Annotated in this window: 20 protein-coding genes; 10 read left to right on the top strand and 10 right to left on the bottom strand. The window is 65.6% G+C overall.

Features of this window, described 5'->3' with window-relative positions; genetic code table 11:
- Window positions 1–4: 4 nt before the first annotated feature.
- The 3 genes from folD to ACIQ67_RS00625 all read right to left on the bottom strand — a co-directional run bounded on the left by folD (window position 5) and on the right by ACIQ67_RS00625 (window position 4,163).
- Entirely contained in the window at window positions 5–865 is an 861-nt protein-coding gene (folD, locus tag ACIQ67_RS00635; protein WP_397532401.1) for a bifunctional methylenetetrahydrofolate dehydrogenase/methenyltetrahydrofolate cyclohydrolase FolD, read from the bottom strand.
- Window positions 866–987: 122 nt separating this feature from the next.
- Window positions 988–1,611, bottom strand: a complete 624-nt coding sequence (locus tag ACIQ67_RS00630; protein ID WP_397532400.1) for a response regulator transcription factor — start codon at window positions 1,609–1,611, stop codon at window positions 988–990.
- The gene (locus tag ACIQ67_RS00625) at window positions 1,608–4,163 is read right to left on the bottom strand and encodes a PAS domain S-box protein (RefSeq protein ID WP_397532399.1); all 2,556 of its coding nucleotides are present in this window, start codon (window positions 4,161–4,163) and stop codon (window positions 1,608–1,610) included. The genes ACIQ67_RS00630 and ACIQ67_RS00625 overlap by 4 nt, the downstream gene beginning before the upstream one ends.
- 157 nt (window positions 4,164–4,320) lie before the next feature.
- On the opposite strand from ACIQ67_RS00625, the gene aceE reads away from it, so the two are divergent.
- The 3 genes from aceE (at window position 4,321) to lpdA (ending at window position 10,688) form a co-directional block, all read left to right on the top strand.
- Window positions 4,321–7,029, top strand: coding sequence for a pyruvate dehydrogenase (acetyl-transferring), homodimeric type (aceE, locus tag ACIQ67_RS00620; protein ID WP_397532398.1), 2,709 nt, complete (start codon window positions 4,321–4,323; stop codon window positions 7,027–7,029).
- A 23-nt stretch (window positions 7,030–7,052) separates the two neighbouring features.
- Window positions 7,053–8,750, top strand: a complete 1,698-nt coding sequence (aceF, locus tag ACIQ67_RS00615; protein ID WP_397532397.1) for a dihydrolipoyllysine-residue acetyltransferase — start codon at window positions 7,053–7,055, stop codon at window positions 8,748–8,750.
- A 111-nt stretch (window positions 8,751–8,861) separates the two neighbouring features.
- On the top strand, window positions 8,862–10,688 hold the full coding sequence (gene lpdA, locus ACIQ67_RS00610) for a dihydrolipoyl dehydrogenase (protein WP_397532396.1): 1,827 nt from the start codon (window positions 8,862–8,864) through the stop codon (window positions 10,686–10,688).
- 305 nt (window positions 10,689–10,993) lie between these two features.
- On the opposite strand, the gene ACIQ67_RS00605 is transcribed toward lpdA, so the two are convergent.
- The gene (locus ACIQ67_RS00605) at window positions 10,994–11,938 is read right to left on the bottom strand and encodes a cupin domain-containing protein (RefSeq protein WP_397532395.1); all 945 of its coding nucleotides are present in this window, start codon (window positions 11,936–11,938) and stop codon (window positions 10,994–10,996) included.
- 110 nt (window positions 11,939–12,048) lie between these two features.
- Between ACIQ67_RS00605 and ACIQ67_RS00600 the strand changes: the two genes are divergently transcribed.
- The gene (locus tag ACIQ67_RS00600; protein ID WP_397532394.1) at window positions 12,049–12,882 is read left to right on the top strand and encodes an NAD(P)H-binding protein; all 834 of its coding nucleotides are present in this window, start codon (window positions 12,049–12,051) and stop codon (window positions 12,880–12,882) included.
- 73 nt (window positions 12,883–12,955) lie between these two features.
- Here ACIQ67_RS00600 and ACIQ67_RS00595 read toward each other — a convergent pair whose 3' ends face one another.
- Both ACIQ67_RS00595 and ACIQ67_RS00590 read right to left on the bottom strand, forming a co-directional pair.
- On the bottom strand, window positions 12,956–13,336 hold the full coding sequence (locus tag ACIQ67_RS00595; protein WP_397532393.1) for a phosphopantetheine adenylyltransferase: 381 nt from the start codon (window positions 13,334–13,336) through the stop codon (window positions 12,956–12,958).
- Window positions 13,333–13,620, bottom strand: coding sequence for a DUF2834 domain-containing protein (locus tag ACIQ67_RS00590; RefSeq protein WP_397532392.1), 288 nt, complete (start codon window positions 13,618–13,620; stop codon window positions 13,333–13,335). The genes ACIQ67_RS00595 and ACIQ67_RS00590 overlap by 4 nt, the downstream gene beginning before the upstream one ends.
- A 108-nt stretch (window positions 13,621–13,728) precedes the next feature.
- On the opposite strand from ACIQ67_RS00590, the gene ACIQ67_RS00585 reads away from it, so the two are divergent.
- Window positions 13,729–14,472, top strand: coding sequence for a helix-turn-helix domain-containing protein (locus ACIQ67_RS00585; RefSeq protein WP_397532391.1), 744 nt, complete (start codon window positions 13,729–13,731; stop codon window positions 14,470–14,472).
- A 14-nt stretch (window positions 14,473–14,486) separates the two neighbouring features.
- On the opposite strand, the gene ACIQ67_RS00580 is transcribed toward ACIQ67_RS00585, so the two are convergent.
- Window positions 14,487–14,735, bottom strand: coding sequence for a hypothetical protein (locus ACIQ67_RS00580; protein ID WP_397532390.1), 249 nt, complete (start codon window positions 14,733–14,735; stop codon window positions 14,487–14,489).
- A 102-nt stretch (window positions 14,736–14,837) separates the two neighbouring features.
- Between ACIQ67_RS00580 and ACIQ67_RS00575 the strand changes: the two genes are divergently transcribed.
- The 3 genes from ACIQ67_RS00575 to ACIQ67_RS00565 all read left to right on the top strand — a co-directional run bounded on the left by ACIQ67_RS00575 (window position 14,838) and on the right by ACIQ67_RS00565 (window position 18,631).
- Window positions 14,838–16,238: a methyl-accepting chemotaxis protein gene (locus ACIQ67_RS00575; RefSeq protein WP_397532389.1), complete on the top strand. Its 1,401-nt coding sequence runs from the start codon at window positions 14,838–14,840 to the stop codon at window positions 16,236–16,238.
- Between the two features lie 286 nt (window positions 16,239–16,524).
- On the top strand, window positions 16,525–17,016 hold the full coding sequence (locus ACIQ67_RS00570; RefSeq protein WP_397532388.1) for a Cache 3/Cache 2 fusion domain-containing protein: 492 nt from the start codon (window positions 16,525–16,527) through the stop codon (window positions 17,014–17,016).
- A gap of 34 nt (window positions 17,017–17,050) precedes the next feature.
- Window positions 17,051–18,631 (top strand): methyl-accepting chemotaxis protein, encoded by a 1,581-nt coding sequence (locus ACIQ67_RS00565; protein WP_397532387.1) that lies wholly within the window; start codon window positions 17,051–17,053, stop codon window positions 18,629–18,631.
- A gap of 185 nt (window positions 18,632–18,816) precedes the next feature.
- Here the strand turns inward: ACIQ67_RS00565 and ACIQ67_RS00560 are convergent, their stop codons facing one another.
- A complete protein-coding gene (locus ACIQ67_RS00560; protein WP_397532386.1) occupies window positions 18,817–19,122 on the bottom strand; it encodes a hypothetical protein in 306 nt (101 codons plus the stop codon).
- Entirely contained in the window at window positions 19,119–19,553 is a 435-nt protein-coding gene (locus tag ACIQ67_RS00555; RefSeq protein WP_397532385.1) for a DoxX family protein, read from the bottom strand. Before ACIQ67_RS00555 ends, ACIQ67_RS00560 begins: the two co-directional genes overlap by 4 nt.
- Window positions 19,554–19,741: 188 nt before the next feature.
- Here ACIQ67_RS00555 and ACIQ67_RS00550 point away from each other — a divergent pair, with 188 nt between their 5' ends.
- Window positions 19,742–20,689, top strand: coding sequence for a LysR substrate-binding domain-containing protein (locus tag ACIQ67_RS00550; protein ID WP_397532384.1), 948 nt, complete (start codon window positions 19,742–19,744; stop codon window positions 20,687–20,689).
- Between the two features lie 26 nt (window positions 20,690–20,715).
- On the opposite strand, the gene ACIQ67_RS00545 is transcribed toward ACIQ67_RS00550, so the two are convergent.
- Entirely contained in the window at window positions 20,716–21,303 is a 588-nt protein-coding gene (locus ACIQ67_RS00545) for a hypothetical protein (RefSeq protein ID WP_397532383.1), read from the bottom strand.
- A 117-nt stretch (window positions 21,304–21,420) separates the two neighbouring features.
- Here ACIQ67_RS00545 and ACIQ67_RS00540 point away from each other — a divergent pair, with 117 nt between their 5' ends.
- Window positions 21,421–21,789, top strand: a complete 369-nt coding sequence (locus tag ACIQ67_RS00540; RefSeq protein ID WP_397532382.1) for a VOC family protein — start codon at window positions 21,421–21,423, stop codon at window positions 21,787–21,789.
- Window position 21,790: the final 1 nt, after the last annotated feature.

Here is a 21,790-nt window from a genome sequence, read left to right as displayed (position 1 = left end):
GTTCTCAGGCGTTTGCGGCGGCCACGCGTTCGGCCGACTCCAGTGTGTTGACCAGCAGCATGGTGATGGTCATCGGGCCGACACCGCCGGGCACCGGCGTGATCCAGCCGGCCACGTCCTTGACACCGTCGAAGTCGACGTCGCCGCAGAGTTTGCCTTCATCGTTGCGATTCATGCCGACGTCGATCACGATGGCGCCGGGCTTGACCATATCGGCCGTCAGCACATTGCGCCGGCCCACAGCGGCCACCACGACATCGGCCTGGCGCGTGTAGAGCCCCAGATCCGGCGTGGCGCTGTGGCAGATGGTGACGGTGGCATTGGCCTGCAGCAGCATCAGGGCCATCGGTTTGCCGACGGTGTTGCTGCGGCCGATCACGACCGCGTGCTTGCCTTTCAGCGACACGCCGGTGCTTTCGATCAGCTTCATGCAGCCGTAGGGTGTGCAGGGACGGAAGCCCGGCAGGCCGGTCAGGGTTTCACCGGCGGACAGCACCGAGTAGCCGTCCACATCCTTGGCCGGCGAGATCGCCTCGATGACCTTGTGCGAGTCGATGTGCGCCGGCAGCGGCATCTGCACCAGGATGCCGTGGATGCTCGGATCGCTGTTGAGTGCGGCGATGCGGGCCAGCAGCGCTGACTCCTCAAGGCTGGCCTCGTACTTCTCGAACACCGAGCGCAGGCCGTAGTCTTCGCAGGCCTTGATCTTGTTGCGCACATAGACGGCGCTGGCCGGGTTGTCGCCCACCAGAATCACCGCCAGTCCGGGCTTGCTGCCCTTGGCCGTCAGCGCCGCGGCGCGTTGCGCGACTTCGGCGCGGATTTGCTTGGAAAGGGCGTTGCCGTCGATCAGTTGTGCAGTCATGCGGTACTCCTGAAAACAAGCCTCGGGCCGCGTCGACGAGGCTAATGTCTCTTGGCTACTTGATGCCAAGACCAAAGACAAGAGGCCGCTGGGTAGCGGCCTCGTCGGGTGATGTAGGGTGCTCAGACCTTGGCCGGAGCGCCGAGTGCAATCTTCAGCAGATCGGCCACGGTGTTGGCGTTGAGCTTTTCCATGATGTTGGCGCGGTGCGCCTCCACCGTCTTGATGCTGATGCCCAGGTCATCGGCGATCTGCTTGTTCAGGCGGCCGGCCACGATGCGCTCCAGCACCTGGGCTTCGCGCGTGGTCAGGCGCGACAGCAGGGCGTCGCGGCTGGCGGCTTCCTGGTGGGTGGAGAAGGCATTGCGGGCCTGATCCAGCATGCGCTCGACCAGGGCCAGCAGTTCGTCTTCCTTGAAGGGCTTCTCGATGAAATCCATCGCGCCCTTCTTCATGGTCTGCACCGCCATCGGCACATCGCCATGGCCGGTGATGAAGACCACCGGCAGCGGGCTGCGGCGCTCGATCAGGCGGTCTTGCAACTCAAGGCCGCTCATGCCTTCCATGCGGATGTCGGCGATCAGGCAGGCCACTTCGCGGGGGTCGTAGCGGGACAGGAAGCTCTCGGCCGAATCAAAGCACTTGACTCGGTAGTCCTTGCCTTCAAGCAGCCACTGCAGCGAATCACGCACGGCCTCGTCATCGTCGACGACGTAAACATTGCCCTTTTTCGGAATCAGACTCATGGTGTCGCAGCTGTGTTCATCGAGTTACCCGAGGATGAGTCGGGGCGGGGAATGTCCACCGGGATTGTGAAGGCGAAGCGGCACCCCACGATGGTCTGGCCATTGTATAGATTCTCGGCCCGTATCCGGCCCTGGTGCGACTCCACGATGGACCGGCATAACCCTAGGCCGATGCCCATGCCATCGGCCTTGGTGGAGAAGAAGGCCTCGTACATGCGCGCGATCACCTCTTCGGGCAAACCGGGCCCCATGTCGGTGACCGAGAACTCGACATGGCCACCGAGCTCGGCAGTGTGCTTGGGCACGACACGCAATTCGATGTGGCGGCGCGAAACAGGCAGACCGGCGTTGTCTATCGCCTCAGCGGCGTTCTTCAGCAGGTTCAGCACCACTTGCTCGATCAGGATGGGGTCGACCACCAGCATCGGCAGGCGCTGTGCCACATAGGTGTGGATCGCGATGCTGCGGCGTCGCAGCTCGATGCCGGCCAGCTCGACGGCGTCCTCGATGATCGCGTGCGCGCTGGAGGGCTGGCGCTGCGGCTCGCTGCGCTTCACGAAGTTGCGGATGCGGTGGATGATCTGACCGGCACGCTGCGCCTGCTTGGCGGTCTTCTCCAGCGCGGCCAGCAGGTCGTCCTTCTTGATGGCGTCGTTGCGCACGCGCGAGACCATGCCGTTGCAGTAGTTGGTGATCGCGGTCAGCGGCTGGTTCAGCTCATGCGCCACGCTGGACGCCATCTCGCCCATGGTCATCAGGCGGCTGGTGACCTGGGCCTTCTCGGCCTGCTGGGCCGCTAGCGCTTCCGCGTGGCGTCTTGCGGTGATGTCGGTGGCGATCAGCATCTGGGCCAGGCGGCCGTCGGTCCATTGCAGATAGCGGGCCCGCACATCGAACCACATCTCCAGGGTCTCGATGTAGACCTCCTTGGGGTCCGAGCCCAGCTCGGTGAGCTGCTGGGCGGCCAGGCCGGAGTAGTCGTCCACATCTTCGTCGAGCTCGTTCTCCCGTTTGGCCTGGCCCAGCTGGTTGCCTGCCAGCATCGCATGGCCCTTGGGGTCGGCGCCGAACCACAGGCGGTAGCTGCGGTTGGCGAACAGCAACTCCCCCTGCTGCACAGACAGCACCGACACGGCCGCGTCCAGGCCTTCCAGCACCGTGGTGAAGCGCTCGTGCGAGGCGCTCAGCTGGTCGCGCACGCGCTTGGCCTCGGTGATGTTGGTCATCGAGGTCATCCAGCCGTTCTGCTTGCCCTTGGGGTCGATCAGCGGCGAGACATACATGCGGGCATCGAAGAGCGAGCCGTCCTTGCGCATCACCTTCACCTCGGCACCGCCGGCCGGGCTGCGGCCCTGGATCTCCTGCTGCAGCAGCCGGGAGTTCTCTTCGTAGCGGTCGGGTGGCCAGTAGGGGAAGGGCGGCTTGCGGCCGATCAGCTCAGCTTCCGAGAAGCCGGTCATCGCGCAGAACGCCGGGTTCACATAGGAGATGCGCGAGTCCATGTCCATGGCCCGCATGCCGGTCAGCATGGAGTTCTCCATCGCGCGCCGGAAGTTGGTCTCGTTGGACAAGGCCGTCTGGATCTGCAGGCGGCGGCGCATGTGCTTCCAGGTGCCCAGCAGCATCCACACGGTCAGCACCGAAAGCGCCACCACCATCCAGAACAAGGTGTTGCTGATCAGGCCGATCGAGGTGCGGTAGCCCTGGCCGCGCAAGAGCAGGCCGTTGAGCGCCGGCGCCAGCGGGACCTCATGCAGGATGGAGGCGCGCTGCATGCGCTGGCCTGGCATCGGCGTGACGGTGCTGGCCACCCATTGCTCGCCGGTGTCGAGCACCGCGACCGGGTGGCGCACGGCCACCTCGGTGGGCACGTAGTAGCGCAGCAGCGCTTCCACCGAGTACTCGGCGATCAGCACGCCCGAGAAGGCGCCACGGTCCAGCAGCGGAACCTGCACCTGGAACACGGTCAGGTTGTTCGCGTCGGCGAAGGCGGTCGAGTAGACGGGTTGGCGGCGCTCGCGCGCGGTCTGGAACGCCAGCTCGACCGGGCTGTGCTGGTCGGCCACCGGCATCGACGGGTCGCGGCCGTCAAAGCTCATCAAGGTGTCGGCCTGGTAGCCGGCGGCGCTGACGCTGGCGCGGCGCTCGCGCCGGCTGGACAGCCAGGTCACATGGGTGATCTCGGGGCGATCGCGTGCGAAACCGGAGGCCTGGGCGGCGAACTGCTGCGCATCCAGCGTGCGGGTGGCGATTTCCCGGGCGATGCGCACCAGCTGTTCCTGGTTCTCGATCAGGCGCAGCCGGATCTGCTGCTGGGCAATCTCGGTATCGCGCTTGACGGCCTCGCTCTCGCGTTCGATTTCCTCGTTGCGCAGGTACCAGAAGGCCGAAATGATGGCGGCCAGGAACAGCATCACCGAGATCAGCGGCCCCAGGGTGGCGAAGCGGTCCTGGCGTGCCGGCGATTGGCGGCGCCACCATCCCGCGACGACGCGCTCGGCTGGCAGCAACAGGCGGCGCGCGGCGATCTTGAGTGCAGTAGGGGCAGGCATGGGGCGATTATCCGGTGATCGGGAAGCTGCCCGGCCGGTGCTGGATTCCTCAAAATATCACGATGTGAAACACATTCGCGCTATTTGGAATTGCCGAATTCTTGTGCGACACTTCGCAAAAAATGACCCTGGCAACGGCCTTTTTAGGAGACGAGACATGTCCGCCCAGCCCCAGTCCACTCTTGGCGCAGCCGCCAATGACACTGACGCCCTCGAAACCAAGGAATGGTTGGACGCACTGTCCGCCGTGATCGGCGAGGAGGGGGGCGAGCGTGCCCACTTCCTGCTCGAATCGCTGATCGACCATGCCCGCCAAGCCGGCATCGATGTGCCGTTCTCGGCCAACACGGCTTACGTCAACACCATCCCGGCCGACCAGGAAGCGCATTGCCCCGGCAATATCGCCATCGAGAAGCGCCTGCGCGCCTATATGCGCTGGAACGCGATGGCCATGGTCGTGCGCGCCAATCGCCTGAATCCGGCGGATGGTGGCGATCTGGGTGGCCACATCGGTTCGTTTGCCTCGCTGGCCTCGATGCTGGGTGCGGGCTTCAACCATTTCTGGCATGCCGAGAGTGAGAACCACGGCGGCGATCTGCTCTATATCCAGGGCCACAGCTCGCCCGGCATCTATGCCCGCGCTTTCCTGGAAGGCCGCCTGAGCGAGGCCCAGCTTGACAGCTTCCGCCAGGAAGTGGACGGCAAGGGCCTGTCCAGCTACCCGCACCCCAAGCTGATGCCCGAGTTTTGGCAGTTCCCGACCGTCTCGATGGGTCTGGGCCCCTTGATGGCGATCTACCAGGCGCGCTTCCTGAAGTACCTGCACGCCCGCGGCATTGCCGATACCGCCAACCGCAAGGTCTGGGCCTTCATGGGCGACGGCGAGATGGACGAGCCGGAAAGCCTGGGCGCGATCGGCCTGGCCGCGCGCGAGGGCCTGGACAACCTGGTCTTCGTCATCAACTGCAATCTGCAGCGCCTGGACGGCCCGGTGCGCGGCAACGGCAAGATCATCCAGGAGCTGGAAGGCGAGTTCCGCGGCAGCGGCTGGAACGTCATCAAGCTGATCTGGGGCAAGGGCTGGGACGAGCTGCTGGCGCGCGACAAGAGCGGCAAGCTGAAGCAACTCATGATGGAAACCGTGGATGGCGACTACCAGGCCATGAAGGCCAATGACGGCGCCTATGTCCGCAAGCATTTCTTCGGCAAGTACCCCGAGACCGCCAAGCTGGTGGAGCACATGAGCGACGACGAGATCTTCGAGCTGCGCCGCGGTGGCCACCAGCCCGAGAAGGTCTTTGCCGCCTTCCACAAGGCCCACCACAACACCACGGGCCAACCGACCCTGCTGCTGGTCAAGACCGTCAAGGGCTATGGCATGGGCAAGGCCGGCGAGGGCAAGAACACCGTCCACCAGACCAAGAAGCTGACGGACGAGGACATCAAGTACATCCGCGACCGTTTCGGCATCCCCATCCCCGACAGCGAGCTGCCCAAGCTGCCTTACTACAAGCCGGCCGACGACACGCCCGAGATGCGCTATCTGCACGAGCGCCGCCAGGCCTTGGGCGGCTATCTGCCCAAGCGCCGTGTCAAGGCCGATGAAACCTTCACGGTGCCGCCGCTGGATACCTTCAAGGCCGTGTTGGAGCCGACCGCGGAAGGCCGTGAGATCTCCACCACCCAGGCCTATGTGCGCTTCCTGACCCAGCTGCTGCGCGACAAGGATCTGGGCCCGCGCGTCGTGCCCATCCTGGTCGACGAGGCGCGCACCTTCGGCATGGAAGGCCTGTTCCGCCAGATCGGCATCTACAACCCCAAGGGTCAGCTCTACACCCCGGTCGACAAGGACCAGGTGATGTATTACCGCGAGGACAAGGCCGGCCAGATCCTGCAGGAAGGCATCAACGAGGCGGGCGGCATGGCCTCGTGGATCGCCGCGGCAACGTCGTACTCGACGAACAACCGCGTGATGATCCCGTTCTACGTCTACTACTCGATGTTCGGCTTCCAGCGCATCGGCGACCTGGCCTGGGCGGCGGGCGATATGCAGGCGCGCGGTTTCCTGTTGGGCGGCACTTCCGGACGCACCACCCTGAACGGCGAAGGCCTGCAGCATGAGGACGGCCACAGCCACATCCTGGCCGGCACCATCCCGAATTGCATCTCTTACGACCCCAGCTTCGCGCACGAAGTCGCGGTGATCATGCAGCACGGCCTGAAGCGCATGGTGGAAGACCAGGAGAACGTGTTCTTCTACCTCACGCTGCTCAACGAGAACTACGCGATGCCGGGCCTGAAGCCGGGCACCGAGGCGCAGATCATCAAGGGCATGTACCTGCTGGAAGAGGCTTCGCCCGGCCCCTTGAGCGTCAACCTGCTGGGCTCGGGCACCATCCTGCGTGAGAGCCAGGCGGCCAAGCAACTGCTGGAAAGTGAATGGGGCGTCGGCGCCAATGTCTGGTCCTGCCCCAGCTTCAACGAGCTGGCGCGCGACGGCCAGAACGCCGAGCGCTGGAACCTGCTGCATCCCACCGAGCTGGCCTGCGTGCCCTTCGTGACGCAGCAGCTGTCCAAGAGCAGCGGCCCGGTGATCGCGTCGACCGACTACATGAAGAACTACGCCGAGCAGATCCGCGCCTTCATCCCGGCCGGCCGCTCCTACAAGGTGCTGGGTACTGACGGCTTCGGCCGCTCGGACTTCCGCTCCAAGCTGCGTGAGCACTTCGAGATCAACCGCCACTACATCGTCGTCGCGGCGCTGAAGTCGCTGGCTGACGAGGGCAAGCTGCCGGCCACGGTTGTGGCGGATGCGATTGCCAAGTACGGCATCAACGCCAACAAGATCAACCCGCTGTACGCCTGATCGGCGCCAATCGGAGACAAGACATGGCATTGGTAGAAGTCAAGGTTCCGGACATCGGCGACGTCACGGATGTGGCGGTCATCGAGTTGATGGTCAAGGTCGGCGACACCGTCAAGCTCGAACAGAGCCTGGTGACGGTGGAGAGCGACAAGGCCTCGATGGAGATTCCCAGCAGCGCCGCCGGCGTGGTGAAGGAAATCAAGGTCGCGCTGGGCGACAAGGTCAGCCAGGGCAGCTTGCTGCTGCTGCTGGAAGCTGAGGGCGCAGCGGCCGTTGCCGCTCCTGCTGCGGCGCCGGCCTCGGCGCCGGTGGCTCCAGCGCCTGCAAGCGCAGCGCCGGCCGCAGCAGCCCTTGCGGCTGCACCGACGAGCGCCGGTACGAGCTTGGTGGAGGTCACTGTTCCCGACATCGGCGACTTCGACGAAGTGGCCGTGATCGAGCTGCTGGTCAAGGTGGGCGATGCCATCAAGCTGGAGCAGAGCCTGATCACCGTCGAGAGCGACAAGGCCTCGATGGAGATCCCGTCCTCGCATGCCGGTGTGCTGAAAGAGCTGAAGGTCAAGCTGGGCGACAAGGTGGCCAAGGGCAGCGTGATCGCCGTGGTCGAGGCCGCAGGTGTGGCAGCTGCAGCAGCGCCAGCCGCCGTCGCAGCCGCAGCTGCTGCTGGACCGGCTCCGGCACCTGTGGCGAGCGCCGCTGTGGCGCCTGCCGCCCCAGCTGCCGCTGTTGTTGTTGCTGCCGCGCTGCCAGCGCATGAACCGACAGCGCCCAAAGGCCGACTGCCGCACGCCAGCCCCAGCATCCGCAAGTTCGCCCGCGTGCTCGGCGTGCCGCTGGATGAGGTCAAGGGCTCCGGCCCCAAGGGCCGCATCACTGAAGCCGACGTGCAGGCCTTCGTCAAGGCCGTGATGGCCGGCGGCCAGCAGACCGCCGCGCAGAAGGCCGCGGCGCCGGCCGCCGCGGCTGCACCGGCCACGGGCGGCGCCTTCCCCGGCCTGCTGCCCTGGCCCAAGGTGGACTTCGAGAAGTTCGGCCCCACCGAGCGCAAGGAGCTCTCGCGCATCAAGAAGATCAGCGGTGCCAACCTGCACCGCAACTGGGTGGTCATCCCTCACGTCACCAACCACGACGATGCGGACATCACCGAGTTGGAAGCCTTCCGTGTTCAGCTGAACAAGGAGAACGAGAAGAGCGGCGTCAAGGTGACGATGCTGGCCTTCATGATCAAGGCGGCGGTGGCTGCCTTGAAGAAGTTCCCCGAGTTCAATGCCAGCCTGGATGGCGACACCCTGGTGCTGAAGAACTACTTCCACATCGGTTTCGCGGCGGATACGCCGAGCGGTCTGGTGGTGCCGGTGATCAAGGATGCCGACAAGAAGGGCATCCTGCAGATCAGCCAGGAGATGAGCGAGCTGGCCAAGAAGGCCCGCGACGGCAAGCTGAGCCCGGCCGATATGAGCGGTGGCTGCTTCTCGATCTCCTCGCTGGGTGGCATCGGCGGCAAGTACTTCACGCCCATCATCAATGCGCCCGAGGTGGCCATCATGGGTGTGTGCAAGAGCAGCACCGAGCCGGTGTGGGATGGCAAGGCCTTCCAGCCGCGCCTGATCTTGCCGCTCAGCTTGAGCTGGGATCACCGCGTGATCGACGGCGCCTCCGCAGCCCGCTTCAACGTCTATTTCGCATCGTTGCTGGCGGACTTCCGTCGCATCGCTTTGTGAGCACCCGGTGGCGGGGTACCGCCACCACCCGCCAAGCGGGTTCGCTCAGCCGCCTTGGGGCGGCCCGGCGCCGGCTGAGCTGGCGCTAACGAATTTGGAGAATGTCCCATCATGGCAATCATCGAAGTGAAAGTGCCGGACATCGGCGATGTCAAGGACGTGGCGGTCATCGAGCTGCTGGTGAAGGCGGGCGACACCGTCAAGGCCGAGCAGAGCCTGGTGACGGTCGAGAGCGACAAGGCCTCGATGGAGATCCCCAGCTCGCATGCCGGTGTGGTCAAGGAACTGCGTGTCGCCCTGGGTGACAAGGTCAATCAGGGCTCGGTGCTGCTGATGCTGGAATCAGTGGCTGCGGCCGTCGCACCCGCAGCAGCGCCCACGCCTGCACCCGCGCCAGCGGCTGTTGCTGCACCTGTCGCTGCATCTGCGCCCGCTGCAACACAAGCGGCCAGCTATGCCGGCAGTGCCGATCTTGAAGCCGATGTGCTGGTGCTGGGCGGTGGCCCGGGCGGTTACTCGGCCGCCTTCCGCGCTGCCGACCTGGGCCTGAAGGTCGTGCTGGTGGAGCGTTATGCCTCGCTGGGCGGCGTGTGCCTGAACGTGGGCTGCATCCCGTCCAAGGCCCTGCTGCATGTGGCGGCGGTGATGGACGAGGTCTCGCACATGGCGGACCTGGGCGTGGACTTCGGCGCGCCCAGCGTCAATATCGACAAGCTGCGTGGCCACAAAGAGAAAGTCATCGGCAAGCTCACCGGCGGCCTGGCCGGCATGGCCAAGATGCGCAAGGTGACGGTGCTGCGCGGCTACGGCTCCTTCCTTGATGCCAATCACTTGAGCATCGAAGAGACCACCGGCAGTTCGCAGGACAAGACCGGCAAGACGCAGACCCTGCGTTTCAAGAAGGCCATCATCGCCGCCGGCTCGGCTGCGGTGCGGCTGCCTTTCCTGCCCGACGATGAGCGCATCGTCGACAGCACCGGTGCGCTCGAACTGAAGGGCACGCCCAAGAAGATGCTGATCATCGGCGGCGGCATCATCGGCCTGGAGATGGGCACGGTCTATTCGACACTGGGCGCGCGCCTGGACGTGGTCGAGATGATGGACGGCCTGATGCAGGGCGCCGACCGCGATCTGGTCAAGGTCTGGGAGAAGATGAACAAGCACCGCTTCGACAACATCCTGTTGAAGACCAAGACGGTGGGCGCCACTGCCACGCCCGAAGGCATCAAGGTGCAGTTCGAGGGCCTGGATGGCACGAAGAGCGAGGGCCTCTACGACCTGGTTCTTCAGGCCGTGGGCCGCACGCCCAATGGCAAGAAGATCGCCGCCGACAAGGCCGGCGTGGCGGTGACGGATCGCGGCTTCATCAATGTGGACGTGCAGATGCGCACCAGCCAGCTGCACATCTTCGCCATCGGCGACATCGTCGGCCAGCCCATGCTGGCGCATAAGGCGGTGCATGAGGCGCATGTGGCGGCCGAGGTCATCGCCGGCGAGTTGTTGGGCGATGCTGAACTGGCCAAGAGCCAGTTCGATGCGCGCGTGATCCCTAGCGTGGCCTACACCGACCCCGAAGTGGCCTGGGTGGGCCTGACCGAAGAGCAGGCCAAGGCCCAAGGCATCAAGGTCAAGAAGGGCTTGTTCCCCTGGGCGGCTTCAGGCCGCGCCATCGCCAATGGGCGCGATGAGGGCTTCACCAAGCTCTTGTTCGATGACTCGCCTGAGGCCCATGGCCACGGCAAGATCCTGGGCGGCGGCATCGTCGGCACCCATGCGGGCGACATGATCGGCGAGATCGCCCTGGCCATCGAGATGGGCGCCGACGCGGTGGACATCGGCAAGACCATCCATCCGCACCCCACGCTGGGCGAGAGCATCGGCATGGCGGCCGAGGTGGCGCACGGGTCCTGCACGGATGTGCCGCCGGCGCGGAAGTAAGCCGCTACAGCACTGACAAACGCAAGCCCCGGACGGGAGACTGTCCGGGGCTTTTCCTTGGGCATCTCAGGTCGTGCGTCCAGACATGCGCTGGTTTCGCGCCGCTTGCCTTTCATGCGCACAGCCCCTGGGGCATGACGCAAGGCAACGACCCGGGGATAGTCCCCTTGGCTGGTAAACCGCTTGGCCGATGGCGTCCCCGTGCTGCTGCGCCGTTGGCACAGCGGGGGAAGGGCGGCATGGCGAAAGGGATGGCTGCTGGGCGCCGGCGCTGGCGTGCCGGGCTGAAGCGGAGCTGCCTCGGCCTAGAAGCGGTAAGCCAAAGCGCGATCAGCTTCGTCGTGGCGTCGGAACTCTCGCGGCGAAAGGCCGACCTCGCGTTTGAAGGCCTTGCTGAAGCTGAAGGCGTCCTGGTAGCCCACGGCCTGGGCCACTTGCTCCAGCGTTTGCTCGGTGCTGCTCAACAGGCGCATGGCGGCCTGCAGGCGCAGCGTGCGCAGATGAGCCAGGGGCGTGTCGCCCATGGCTTCGCGGAAGCGCTCGGCCAGCGCGGTGCGCGATAGGCCGACCTCCAGCGCCAGTGATTCCAGCGTCCAGGCGCGGGCCGGGTCGCCCTGCATCAAGGCCAACGCGCGGCGCACCTGCGGGTCGCGCACGGCCTGGGCCCAGCCGTGCTGGGCGGGGGCGTGGCGGGCCAGCATCTCGCGCAGCAGGTAAGTGAACACCACGTCCATCAGTCCGTTCAGCACGGTCTCGGCGCCCAGCTGGCGCTGGCGCAGCTCGTCGGTCAGCAGGCCAACAGTCAGGGCCAGGGGGCCGAGCTTGGGTAGCTCGTCGGCCTGCAGCACGAACCAGGCCGGCATCTCGCGCCAGAAAGGGTGCAGCGGTGCGTTCCACAACTGATAGGCCCCGCTGATCACGCAGGCCGACCCCGGCTCGGCCGGGCCCAGGTCGCCGTCAGCGCCGACGGTTTGCACGGGCAGGCCGCTCACCGCCGGCCCCAGGGTCAGGAAGTGCTCGCAGCCGCGTGCCATCACGGCCAAATCGCCCGTGTGCAGGGCGAAGGGGGCTTCGAGGCCCGGCGCGTGCAGGTGCACCTCGCCCTGCGTCACCACGTGCAGGCCGATGCTCTTCTCGCAGGGAAAGCGCAGCGCTGCCCTGTTGGGCACGCGGTGCTGGCCCAGCAGGCGGCGGCGCATGCCGGCTTGGCTCAGCAGATCGGACAGCAGGTCGAGGTTGTCGGTGCTCATGGTTCATGAACTCGGTACGGAATGACATGAAGTTTGAACTAAAAGCCATTTTAAGTACAGGTCTGACCCCAAACAATGGAGCCATCGCAACCCACACCAGGAGCATCACCATGTCCACCATCCTCGTCGTCGGCGCCAGCGGCACTGTCGGTTCTGAGCTCTCCCGCCTGCTCAGCCAGGCCGGCCACACGGTGCGCAAAGCCACCAGCCGCACGCCCACTGCGCCCGACCAGGTGCACCTGAACCTGCTGACCGGCGAAGGCCGCGACGCCGCGTTTGCCGGCGTGGACAGTGCCTTCTTCCTGGCGCCCCCCGGCCACACGCGCCAAGACCTGCTGCTGAACCCGCTGGTGGACGCAGCCCGCGCTCAAGGGCTGCACAAGGTGGTGCTGATGAGCGCCATGGGCGCCAACGCCGACGAAGCCGCGCCGCTGCGCGTGGCCGAGCGCTACCTGGAAGCTTCAGGCCTGGCCTTCAACGTCATTCGCCCGAACTGGTTCATGCAGAACTTCAACACCTTCTGGCTGCACGGCATCCTGACCCAAGGCCAGATCCTGCTGCCGGTGGCCGACGCCAAGGGCAGCTTCATCGACGCCCGCGACATCGCTGCCGTGGCCGCCGAGTTGCTGGTCAGCGATCGCTTCAAGGGCCAAGACTTCGACCTCACCGGCGCCGAAGCCCTGGACCACCACCAAGTGGCGGCCCTGCTGACCCAGGCCACCGGCAAACCCATCGGCTACACCGACATCCCGCCCGAGGCCATGCGCGAAGGGCTGCTGGGTGCCGGCTTGCCTGCCGACTATCCCGACTTCCTGCTGCTGATCCTCAGCTACTTCAAGGCCGGCTACGCGGAGCGCATCACCGACGCGGTGCAGACCATCACCGGCCGCGCCCCGCGCACCGTGGCGCAGTACGCCGCGGACTACAAGGCCGCCTGGGCCTGATCAGGCTGCATGACTGGCGACGTGGGCCTGACGCCGCCGACTGGCGGCGCCAGGCCTTGCAGATGCCGCGTGTCTAGGACGTGCGCGGCGCGGAAAGGTAGGCCCAACTGGCCAGCGCCAGGAATGGCAGCAGGGCCACGTCGATCCACCACACTCTTTGCAATGCCGGCAGCAGGCCCGAAGGCGCCAGCAGCACGAAACCCAGCACCGAAGCCCAGGCTGCGAGCAGTGCCAGGCCTTGCCAGGCTGGCTTGAAGGCAGCAGTGGCCAGCAACAGACCGAGCAGACCGAAGAGCAGTGCGCGGTGTCGCATCAACAGGAGCAGATTCGGGTCTTCCATGCGCAAGCCGTAAAGCTGCTCCAGCCGCGCGGCGCCCAGCACGCCCAGCAATGGGAGCAGGTGCACGACACCGGCCAAGAGCAACACCCCGCTGATGAGCAGTGGGCGTGTCATCGCTGCTGCCTCCAAAGCAGGTAGGCCAGCGGCCCGAAGGAGCCGAGCGCCAGTGTCAGCGCAGCCCAAGGCCACCAGGGCCGCCCTTGGGCGCGGCAATCGCGCGCGATGAAGCCCACGAGCAGGCTGCAAGCCACGATCAGATCCACCGTGATCTGTGCGCTGCCCAGATTGGCAAAGCCGCTTTGCCAAATGCCCACGAAGCCGATCTCCACCAGCGCCCAGAGCGAGAAGGCGCCAAACAACAGGAAGACCAATGCAAGAATGGGTTTGAGGAATGGCATGATGACTCCGAAAGTTGTAGACGAGGCGCAGTGTTGGCTGGCGCCTGCGGGTCCGCAACGACCTCCGAGGTCATCGCCTTCATCACCCGTCCCCGCTACGCTTCGGGCATGCATCCGTTAACCGCCTTGCGCCGCCAGCGCCGCGTCAGTCAAATGGAACTCGGCCTGCGCGCCGGGGTGTCGCAACGCCATCTGAGCTGCATTGAAACCGGCCGCTCCCGGCCCACACGCAGTACCTTGCTGGCTTTGCTGGATGCCCTGGAAGCGCCGTTGCCTGAACGGAACGCGGCGCTGCTCGCGGCAGGCCTTGCGCCCGCCTACAGCCAGCATGCGCTGGACGCACCCCAGCTTGGCCCGGCCCGAGATGCGCTTCAACAACTGCTGCACGCGCCGGGCAGCCCACCTGCCTTGGTGCTGGATGCCGAGTGGAATCTGCTGATGGCCAACGCCGGTGTTCAGCGCCTTCTGGACCTGTTGGGCTTGCCCATGCCCGAGCAACCCGCCAACCTGCTCGACTGGCTGCTGGGCACCGGCGGCATGCGGAGTTGCGTGATCAATGAAGCGGAGGTGTGCGGCGAGATCCTGCATCGCGCTCGGCGTGAGGCGCTGCAAGTTCCCGCCCTGGCGGCTCGGCTGGCGCAGCTGCAAGCGGTGCTGCCGAGCTGGCCAGCGCCCGAGGCGCAAACGCCGCTCTTGCTCACGCGTCTGCACTCCCGCGTCGGCGAGTTGCGCCTTTTCTCGATGTTCAGCAGCTTCGGCGCGCCGCTGGATGTGACCCTGGCTTCCTTGCGGATCGAGCACCTGTTCGCTGCCGACGCCGCCACGGCTGCGGCACTGCAAGGTGCGGCCTGAGCGCTACTGAAGGGTCAGGGCAGCGTCTGGCGCGCAAGGCTGGCTACCTGAGCGCTCGGCAGCGGCGCATGGCCCGTCCCTTGTACAGGGGGCTCCCGCCCGATACCCAACCCCTCAAGTCCCACATGAATGTGTCGATAGCCACAGAGCAGGCGCAAACCGGAGTGTTTGCCGTAGACCTTTCGCAAACCCACTTGAAATGGCAAATCTATGTTGATGAACATGGCGATTGGACGCCGGCTGACCTTGGTGCTGGGGCTCATGATGGCTGGCATGCTGGTGGTTGCGGCCCTTGCGGTGAGCAAGTTCCTCACCGTTTCTGAGCGCGTGGGGAGATCACGGGCGCTCAGGTCGAGCGCATCGAGTTGTCGCAACGTTGGGACGCCAACATCCGGGAAGCCGTGGCGCGCTGGGGCGCTGTGGCGCTCTCTCCCGATGCGGCGCTCTACGACGCCACCAAAGAAGCGACGCTGGCCATCTCGACGGACACCACCCGGGTCCAGAAGCGTTTTGCCGAGATCGAAAACAGCACGGAAGGCCTTGCTCTGGGCAAGGAACTGGGTGCTTCCCGAGCCTTGTGGCTGGCAGAGCGGGACGCCGTGCGAAAACACATCGAAAGCGGCGACCAGGCCGCAGCCACCGCGTTGGGCAAGGGCCGATTCGCCAGCGTGTCCAAGGACTATCTGGCAGTTTCTGCCCGGCACGCGGCTTACCAGGTGAGCCGTGCGCGAGCCGAGGGCGACGCGCTGAAGGCACAGGCGCAGTTCCAGTTGCAATGGCTGACCGGTCTGACCGCCTTCTGCCTGCTGGCCGGCGTGGCGCTCGGCATTGCCCTGGTGAGGTCCCTGGTGCGGCCAATTGCATATGCTGTCCAGGTGGCCGACCGAATTGCCGGAGGCGACTTGACCGAAGCGATCCAGGTGAGCGGGCGCGACGAGACCTCACGGCTGCTGGCTGCCTTGCAAACCATGCAGTCGCGCCTGCAGCAGATCATTCACCAGATCAGCGAGACCACCGGCAGCATCTCGACCGCATCGTCCGAAATCGCTGCGGGCAATGTGGAGCTGAGCCACCGCACCGAGCAAGGGGCGGCCTCGCTGCAGCAGACAGCCAGTTCGCTGGAACAGTTGACGGCCACCGTCAAGATGACCGCCGAGTCGGCGCGCACGGCCAACCAGCTGTCGGCCTCGGCCAGCGATGTGGCCGAGCGTGGCGGCAGTGTGGTGAATCAGGTGGTGTCGACGATGAACGAGATCAACGCCAGCTCCAAGCGCATCGCCGACATCATTGGCACCATTGATGGCATCGCCTTCCAGACCAACATCCTGGCGCTGAATGCAGCGGTCGAGGCGGCGCGTGCCGGTGAGCAGGGACGCGGCTTCGCCGTTGTCGCCAGCGAGGTGCGCAGCTTGGCGCAGCGAAGCGCCGAGGCTGCGCGAGAGATCAAGACCCTCATCGGCAGCAGCGTCGAGAAGGTCGAGTCGGGTTCGAAGCTGGTCAGCGAGGCCGGCCACACGATGACGGAGATCGTGTCCAGCGTGAAGCGCGTCAGCGACATCATCGGCGAGATCTCGTCCTCGGCTTCGGAGCAGAGCGCGGGCATCGGGCAGGTCAACGAGTCGGTGGCGCAGCTCGACCAATCCACGCAGCAGAACGCTGCGCTGGTGGAGCAAAGCGCAGCAGCGGCGCAGAGCATGGCTGACCAGTCCCACAAGCTGCGCGACGTGGTGTCCACCTTCCGGCTGAATGGGCACAGGGCGGCCTGAGCGTTCCACGGCGCATGTAAGACGCATGCGCACCCGATCGGCGCCCGATCCGCGCCTGATCGCGGCATCCTCGGCTGCACGCGCGTCAGACCAGCAGGCGGTCCGCCGTCGTGGCGCGGCTGTGATGTGCAGCTGCCTAGGGTCCGTGTGTTTTGAAGAAGAAGTTGTGGAATTGCGCACGTTTCAGCGCTTGCCCGCCGACGCAAAAGCGAGTCCACTGGGACCAACCCGATGCCAGCGTCTTGTGCATGGGTCCCGCGGAATCATTCAATCACTGGAGCAATTCATGATATCCCTCAAATCCTTTGGTGTGGCAGTGGGTGTGTGTCTGATGGCCAGCGCGGTGCATGCGTCGGACCCGAAGCAGGTGCTGGGTGAGCTGGATACGCGTCTGTCCGGGATCGGTGCTCCTCGCATTGAAGGCACGGCCAAGCTCGGCGATGCCGAGGTGCCCGTGCTGTTCTTCGGCCCGCGCCGCATGAACGGCAACTACGACGTCGTCGACGAGATCAGGAAGAAGCACGGTGCCACCGCCACTGTGTTCGTGCGCAGCGGTGAGGAGTTCGTTCGCGTCTCCACCAATGTGCTCACGCCGGAAGGCAAGCGCGGCGTCGGTACCAATCTGGCCCGTGCCAAGGCCTATGAGGCCGTGATCAAGGGCCAGAGCTATTGCGGCGATGTCGATGTGCTGGGCACTGCCTTCAGCGCTTGCTACAACCCGATCAAGGACGCCAAGGGCCAGGTGGTCGCTGTGACGTATATCGGCTTCAAGAAGTGAAGGGCCCCTTCACCTGCAACTTCAGGAGGCTGATATGAAAGTCATGAGGTATGTGGATCAGGCTCTGGACAGGATGGGCACGCGGGCGAAGCTATTGTTCGGCTTTTTGCTGGCGAGCGTGCTGTCTGGCGTGCTGGGTGTGGTGGCGCTGAGTTCCCTGGCTGCTGTCAACGGCGCCTCGGCGTCCTTGGCCAGCCAGTGGCTGCCGGCGGTCGGCAATCTGGCCCGTGCGCGTTCGGCCATGCTGGAAGCCCGCGAGTTCGAGGTGAAGTACAGCACGGCGCCGGACACCAGCTATCTGGCCGAGTACCTCGACAAGATCAAGCCGCAGCAGCAGCTGGTGCTGGAACAGATGCAGGCCTACGACAAGCATCTGGCGCCGGCGCCGGCCAGCGAGCTGCGGCGAAAGTTCACCGAGCGTTGGGAGGCCTACCTGACCGTCCATGCCAAGGTGATTGCGCTGGGCCAGCAGGGCAAACTGGAAGATGCCAAGGACATCAGCGATGGAGCGGGCAAGTCCGGCTTCGATGACAGCCTGATGGCCATCGACAAACTCGCTGAAGAGTCCTTCGCCAGCGGCGCCGAAGTCGCAGTGCAGGCCGAGGCAACCTATGTCGGCAGCCGGCGTGTCGTACTCGGGGTGCTGGTCTTCGCGCTTTTCTTTGCCGTCGCCCTGGCGCTGCTGCTGACGCGCAACATCCTTGGGCAGCTCGGCGGCGAGCCCAAGGCCGCTGCTGGCTACTTGCGCGCGATCGCTGATGGCGACCTCACCTGCCGCATCCCGCTGCGCGCGGGCGACAGCCACAGCTTGATGGCCTGCCTTGACCAAATGCAGCAAGGGCTGGCACGTGTCGTCAACGCTGTGCGTGAAGGTTCCGAGGGGGTGGCCACGGCCAGCTCCGAGATTGCGATGGGCAATAGCGATCTGTCCGGTCGTACCGAGTTGCAGGCCAGCGCCTTGCAGCAGACAGCGGCCTCGATGGATCAGTTGGGCTCGACGGTGAACCAGAACGCCGAAAGCGCCCGTCAGGCCAACGAGATGGCCCGCCAGGCCAGTATGGTGGCCGAAAAGGGCGGTGCTGCTGTGGGTGAGGTGGTGTCCCTGATGCGCAGCATCAACGAGAGCTCGCGGCGCATCTCCGACATCACGGGGGTGATCGACGGTATCGCCTTTCAGACCAACATCCTTGCATTGAATGCCGCCGTCGAAGCGGCCCGTGCCGGTGAGCAGGGCCGCGGTTTTGCGGTCGTCGCGGCCGAGGTGCGTTCACTCGCACAGCGCTCGGCGAGTGCGGCGAAGGAGATCAAGTCCTTGATCACCACCAGCGGCGAGCAGATCGAATCGGGAGGCATCCAGGTCGATCGTGCCGGCCAGACGATGCAGGAGGTGGTCAGCTCGATTCGGCAGGTGACCACCATCGTGCACGAGATCGCCCAAGCCAGCGCCGAGCAAAGCCGTGGTGTGCACCAGGTGGGCGAGGCCATCACGCAGATGGATCAGACGACCCAGCAAAACGCTGCCTTGGTGGAAGAAAGCGCCGCTGCTGCGGAAAGCCTGCGCAGCCAGGCGCAAGGGCTGGTGCAGTCGGTGGCGGTGTTCAAGACCATACGCTGAGGGGGCTGTCCTCCGCTGGACCTGGGTTCTCGCGCCTTCTGGGCCACCCAGGCGATGCTGAGCGAAGCGCTTGGGGCCAGCTACGCAAGGTGTGCCCGCGCCGACCAGGCCCTTCAATGCTGCAAAGAGGAGATGCCGGGCTCCTCGTCATCCCCGGCATTCTTGCGGCCGTCTGGCCTCTGACCTCACTTGCGCTGGCAGCTCGGCGGATTTGTCATGCCGAAGGACAGCAGGTTGCCGCCATTGATGGTGCAGGAGTATTCCTTGCCATCGCGCCCACGCAGTGTGGCGAAGGTGTTCGTGCCCGAGGTGTGGCGGGATAGCAGCTTGAGGTCGGCCGGTGCCAGCCCCAGCGTGCCGGCAGACTCAGCGATGACCCGCTCGTCGCTGAGCATATTGCTCTTCTCGGCCACCGATGTGCAGGCGGCGGCCTGCAGAAGAACGGGCACGCAGGCGGCCAGCTTCAGAGTCGATGCAAGGGTTGGGCTCATGAGGTCTTGGGGTTGGATGGTGTTGAGGAACTTGCGGGATGCTGGAGGGCGAGCAAGAGCAGGCAGATGATCAGCAGCACTGAGTACTCCGAACCGTTGCGCCCCAGGCCCACGACGAACCAGCCGGCCTTGGCATGCACCAGCACGATGCCCATGGCATACACGGCGGCAAGCAGCAGACACAAAGGGCGCACGCAACGGCCCAGCACGAGCAACAGCGGGGCGATGATCTCCAGGCCTGTGATGCCGATGGCCAGCGCAGGCCCTTGTGGCCAGCCCTGGCTCTGCAGCCACAGGCCGAAGGGGGCGACGGCGTCGTACCCAAAGCGCGCCACCCCATGTGCCGCGACGAGCCCCGCCAGAGTGAATCGCAAGACGGTCCAGGACAGGGCCTGGCGCCGTGCAGGGTCGATGGATCGAAAAGGTGTCATGGGCGGAATCGGTGGATGGGCTGACCTGCAGCGAGCGCATGGTCCCACCGCAGAGCCTGCGGCCGCAAACTGAACTTTCTGATCCTCAGGCTAAATCTGGCTTGGGGTCGATGGGTGCAGACTGGGCGGCTCTTCTCTGCATTGATACCCTCCGGGCTACCAGCTTCGACTCTTTCATTGAACTCCTTATGGACAAGCGAGCCCTTCCTCCATTGGCGGCCTTGCGCGCCTTCGAGGCTGCCGCCAGGCATATGAGCTTTTCGCGCGCCGCCACGGAGCTGCATGTCAGCGCGGCAGCGGTCAGTCACCAGATCAAGCAGCTGGAGCAGTGGCTGGGAATGCCGGTCTTCACGCGGGGCGCCAATGGTGTGACGCTGACCCTGGCAGGTAGCGACTACGCGATGCGGATCCGCGATGCGTTCGAGCGCCTGATCAGCACCAGCTGCGCGGTACGCGACCACCAGCAGCGCCCGGTGGTCAAGATCCGTACTCAGTTCAGCGTGGCGGCGCTGTGGCTGACGCCGCGCGTGGCCGCCCTGAGTCGCCAGCGGCCCGAGCTGGAGATCCGCGTGATCGCGGCCGAGCACCGCGCCAGTGGAGGCATGAACGGTGACATTGGCATCTACTTTCGGCGTGCCGACCTGCCCGGCCACAGCCAGCGGCCTTTGCTGACGGCACCGTTCCGAGCCTACGCCGCGCCGTCCCTGGTCGGCCGCGGGCAAGGGTTGCGTCCGGCTGATGTGGCAGGCTTGCCCTTGCTGCATCTCAGTATCGAGGACAGGGGTTGGGCTTCGCCAGGCTTCATCGACTGGTTCGAGCAGGCTGGCGTATCGGTGCCGGCGCCGCTGCCTGGCCTGCGCTTCAATCTTGCACACCTGGCGGCCAACGCCGCCGTGCTCGGCGCGGGCGTGGCACTGCTGCCCCACGACCTCTGCGCTGACGCGGTGCGCCAGGGCAGCCTCGTCGCATTGCCAGGGCCGGCGCTGGAGGCGCCGCATCCCTACATGTTGATGTGCAAGGACCGACCGAGCGAAGCCGTGGCCTGGGTGCGTGACGCCTTGCTGCGCGATGCAACGGACGGGGGCTCTGATCGCTCGCAGACCTTGCGTGAGGTGGCGCGCAGCGGTCGCGCCTGAAGCATTGGTTCGACGGGCAAGAATGCTCAGCCCACGCGTGCAATGCCGCTGCAGTCCGCCACTCCGAATCGGTCGACCTTGAGCCTGAGCCGCTGCCCGGTGCTGAAGGTCTGCCAGCGCGGCATCGGCAGCTTGCAGCGCCATTCCTGTCCATCGTCGCTTTGCAGCAGCAGTTCGTAGCGTTCATGCCGCTTGCCGAGCCGCTCCTTTCCAGCATCAGCATCGCTGGACAGCGCGTTGGCGGGAACCGGCGGCCAGAACGGGGACGTGGGCGCCAGGCCTTCGCTGTGCAGGCTGCGCACGGCGCGCCACACCAGCACGGTGTAGCGGCAGTGCTCTGCCGTGCCGCCGGGCAGGCTGTCTGGCCGGTCGACCTTGCGCCGGCTGATGGCCTGTGCGCCGTGTGGCATCTCGTCGCACCAGCCCGAGTCCAGCTGCTGGACTTGGCGTTCAACCTCGATGTCGCGGCTCCAGTTCATCGCCGCCACTCGCACCGCCGTACCGGCCGGCGCCAGCGCCCAGTACAGCAGCCCCAGCAACAAGGGTGCCAGCCACAGCCAGGCCCAGCGCCAGAGGCGCAGTCCCAGTTGCAGAGGTTCGCCGTGGACGGTCATGCTGGCATTGTCGATGGCGCGCGGGCCCGAACCTCGAGCTTCTGTTCGGTGCGAGACTTGGCGCCTCGCTGCCTTGCAGGGTCAGGGCCGGCCGCCTTTGTGTGACGAGGGATGACGATGAAACTTGCTTCGGTGCGCTTGTTCGTGCGCGATCTGGCTGCTGCGCTGCCGTTCTACCAGCAGCAGCTCGGCCTGACGCTGAAAGCCGGCGGCCCGGCCGCGGGTTTCTGCGTGTTCGATGCCGGCGTGCTGGATCTGGTGCTGGAGGCGGTGCCGCCCGAGGCGCCCGCCGACGAGCAGCAGCTCGTCGGCCGTTTCAGCGGCCTGTCCTTCAGCGTCGACGACATCCAGGCGCAGCATGCCGCGCTGCTGACGGCCGGCGTGCCCTTCATCGAAGCGCCTGACCGTCAGGCCTGGGGCGGCTGGCTCGCCAGCTTCAAGGACCCGGCCGGCAATGTCCTGCAACTGGTTCAGTACCCGCACTAGG

Source organism: Roseateles sp., from assembly GCF_044373315.1.
Classification (GTDB): Bacteria; Pseudomonadota; Gammaproteobacteria; order Burkholderiales; family Burkholderiaceae_C; genus JACDQM01.
Note: the sequence above shows the minus strand (reverse complement) of the source record. Positions and strands in the feature narration are given on the sequence as shown.

Coding starts and splice junctions, on each gene's coding strand:
- folD (WP_397532401.1), bottom strand. CDS start 865: ATGACTGCACAACTGATCGACGGCAACGCCCTTTCCAAGCAAATCCGC.
- ACIQ67_RS00630 (WP_397532400.1), bottom strand. CDS start 1,611: ATGAGTCTGATTCCGAAAAAGGGCAATGTTTACGTCGTCGACGATGAC.
- ACIQ67_RS00625 (WP_397532399.1), bottom strand. CDS start 4,163: ATGCCTGCCCCTACTGCACTCAAGATCGCCGCGCGCCGCCTGTTGCTG.
- aceE (WP_397532398.1), top strand. CDS start 4,321: ATGTCCGCCCAGCCCCAGTCCACTCTTGGCGCAGCCGCCAATGACACT.
- aceF (WP_397532397.1), top strand. CDS start 7,053: ATGGCATTGGTAGAAGTCAAGGTTCCGGACATCGGCGACGTCACGGAT.
- lpdA (WP_397532396.1), top strand. CDS start 8,862: ATGGCAATCATCGAAGTGAAAGTGCCGGACATCGGCGATGTCAAGGAC.
- ACIQ67_RS00605 (WP_397532395.1), bottom strand. CDS start 11,938: ATGAGCACCGACAACCTCGACCTGCTGTCCGATCTGCTGAGCCAAGCC.
- ACIQ67_RS00600 (WP_397532394.1), top strand. CDS start 12,049: ATGTCCACCATCCTCGTCGTCGGCGCCAGCGGCACTGTCGGTTCTGAG.
- ACIQ67_RS00595 (WP_397532393.1), bottom strand. CDS start 13,336: ATGACACGCCCACTGCTCATCAGCGGGGTGTTGCTCTTGGCCGGTGTC.
- ACIQ67_RS00590 (WP_397532392.1), bottom strand. CDS start 13,620: ATGCCATTCCTCAAACCCATTCTTGCATTGGTCTTCCTGTTGTTTGGC.
- ACIQ67_RS00585 (WP_397532391.1), top strand. CDS start 13,729: ATGCATCCGTTAACCGCCTTGCGCCGCCAGCGCCGCGTCAGTCAAATG.
- ACIQ67_RS00580 (WP_397532390.1), bottom strand. CDS start 14,735: ATGAGCCCCAGCACCAAGGTCAGCCGGCGTCCAATCGCCATGTTCATC.
- ACIQ67_RS00570 (WP_397532388.1), top strand. CDS start 16,525: ATGATATCCCTCAAATCCTTTGGTGTGGCAGTGGGTGTGTGTCTGATG.
- ACIQ67_RS00565 (WP_397532387.1), top strand. CDS start 17,051: ATGAAAGTCATGAGGTATGTGGATCAGGCTCTGGACAGGATGGGCACG.
- ACIQ67_RS00560 (WP_397532386.1), bottom strand. CDS start 19,122: ATGAGCCCAACCCTTGCATCGACTCTGAAGCTGGCCGCCTGCGTGCCC.
- ACIQ67_RS00555 (WP_397532385.1), bottom strand. CDS start 19,553: ATGACACCTTTTCGATCCATCGACCCTGCACGGCGCCAGGCCCTGTCC.
- ACIQ67_RS00550 (WP_397532384.1), top strand. CDS start 19,742: ATGGACAAGCGAGCCCTTCCTCCATTGGCGGCCTTGCGCGCCTTCGAG.
- ACIQ67_RS00545 (WP_397532383.1), bottom strand. CDS start 21,303: ATGACCGTCCACGGCGAACCTCTGCAACTGGGACTGCGCCTCTGGCGC.
- ACIQ67_RS00540 (WP_397532382.1), top strand. CDS start 21,421: ATGAAACTTGCTTCGGTGCGCTTGTTCGTGCGCGATCTGGCTGCTGCG.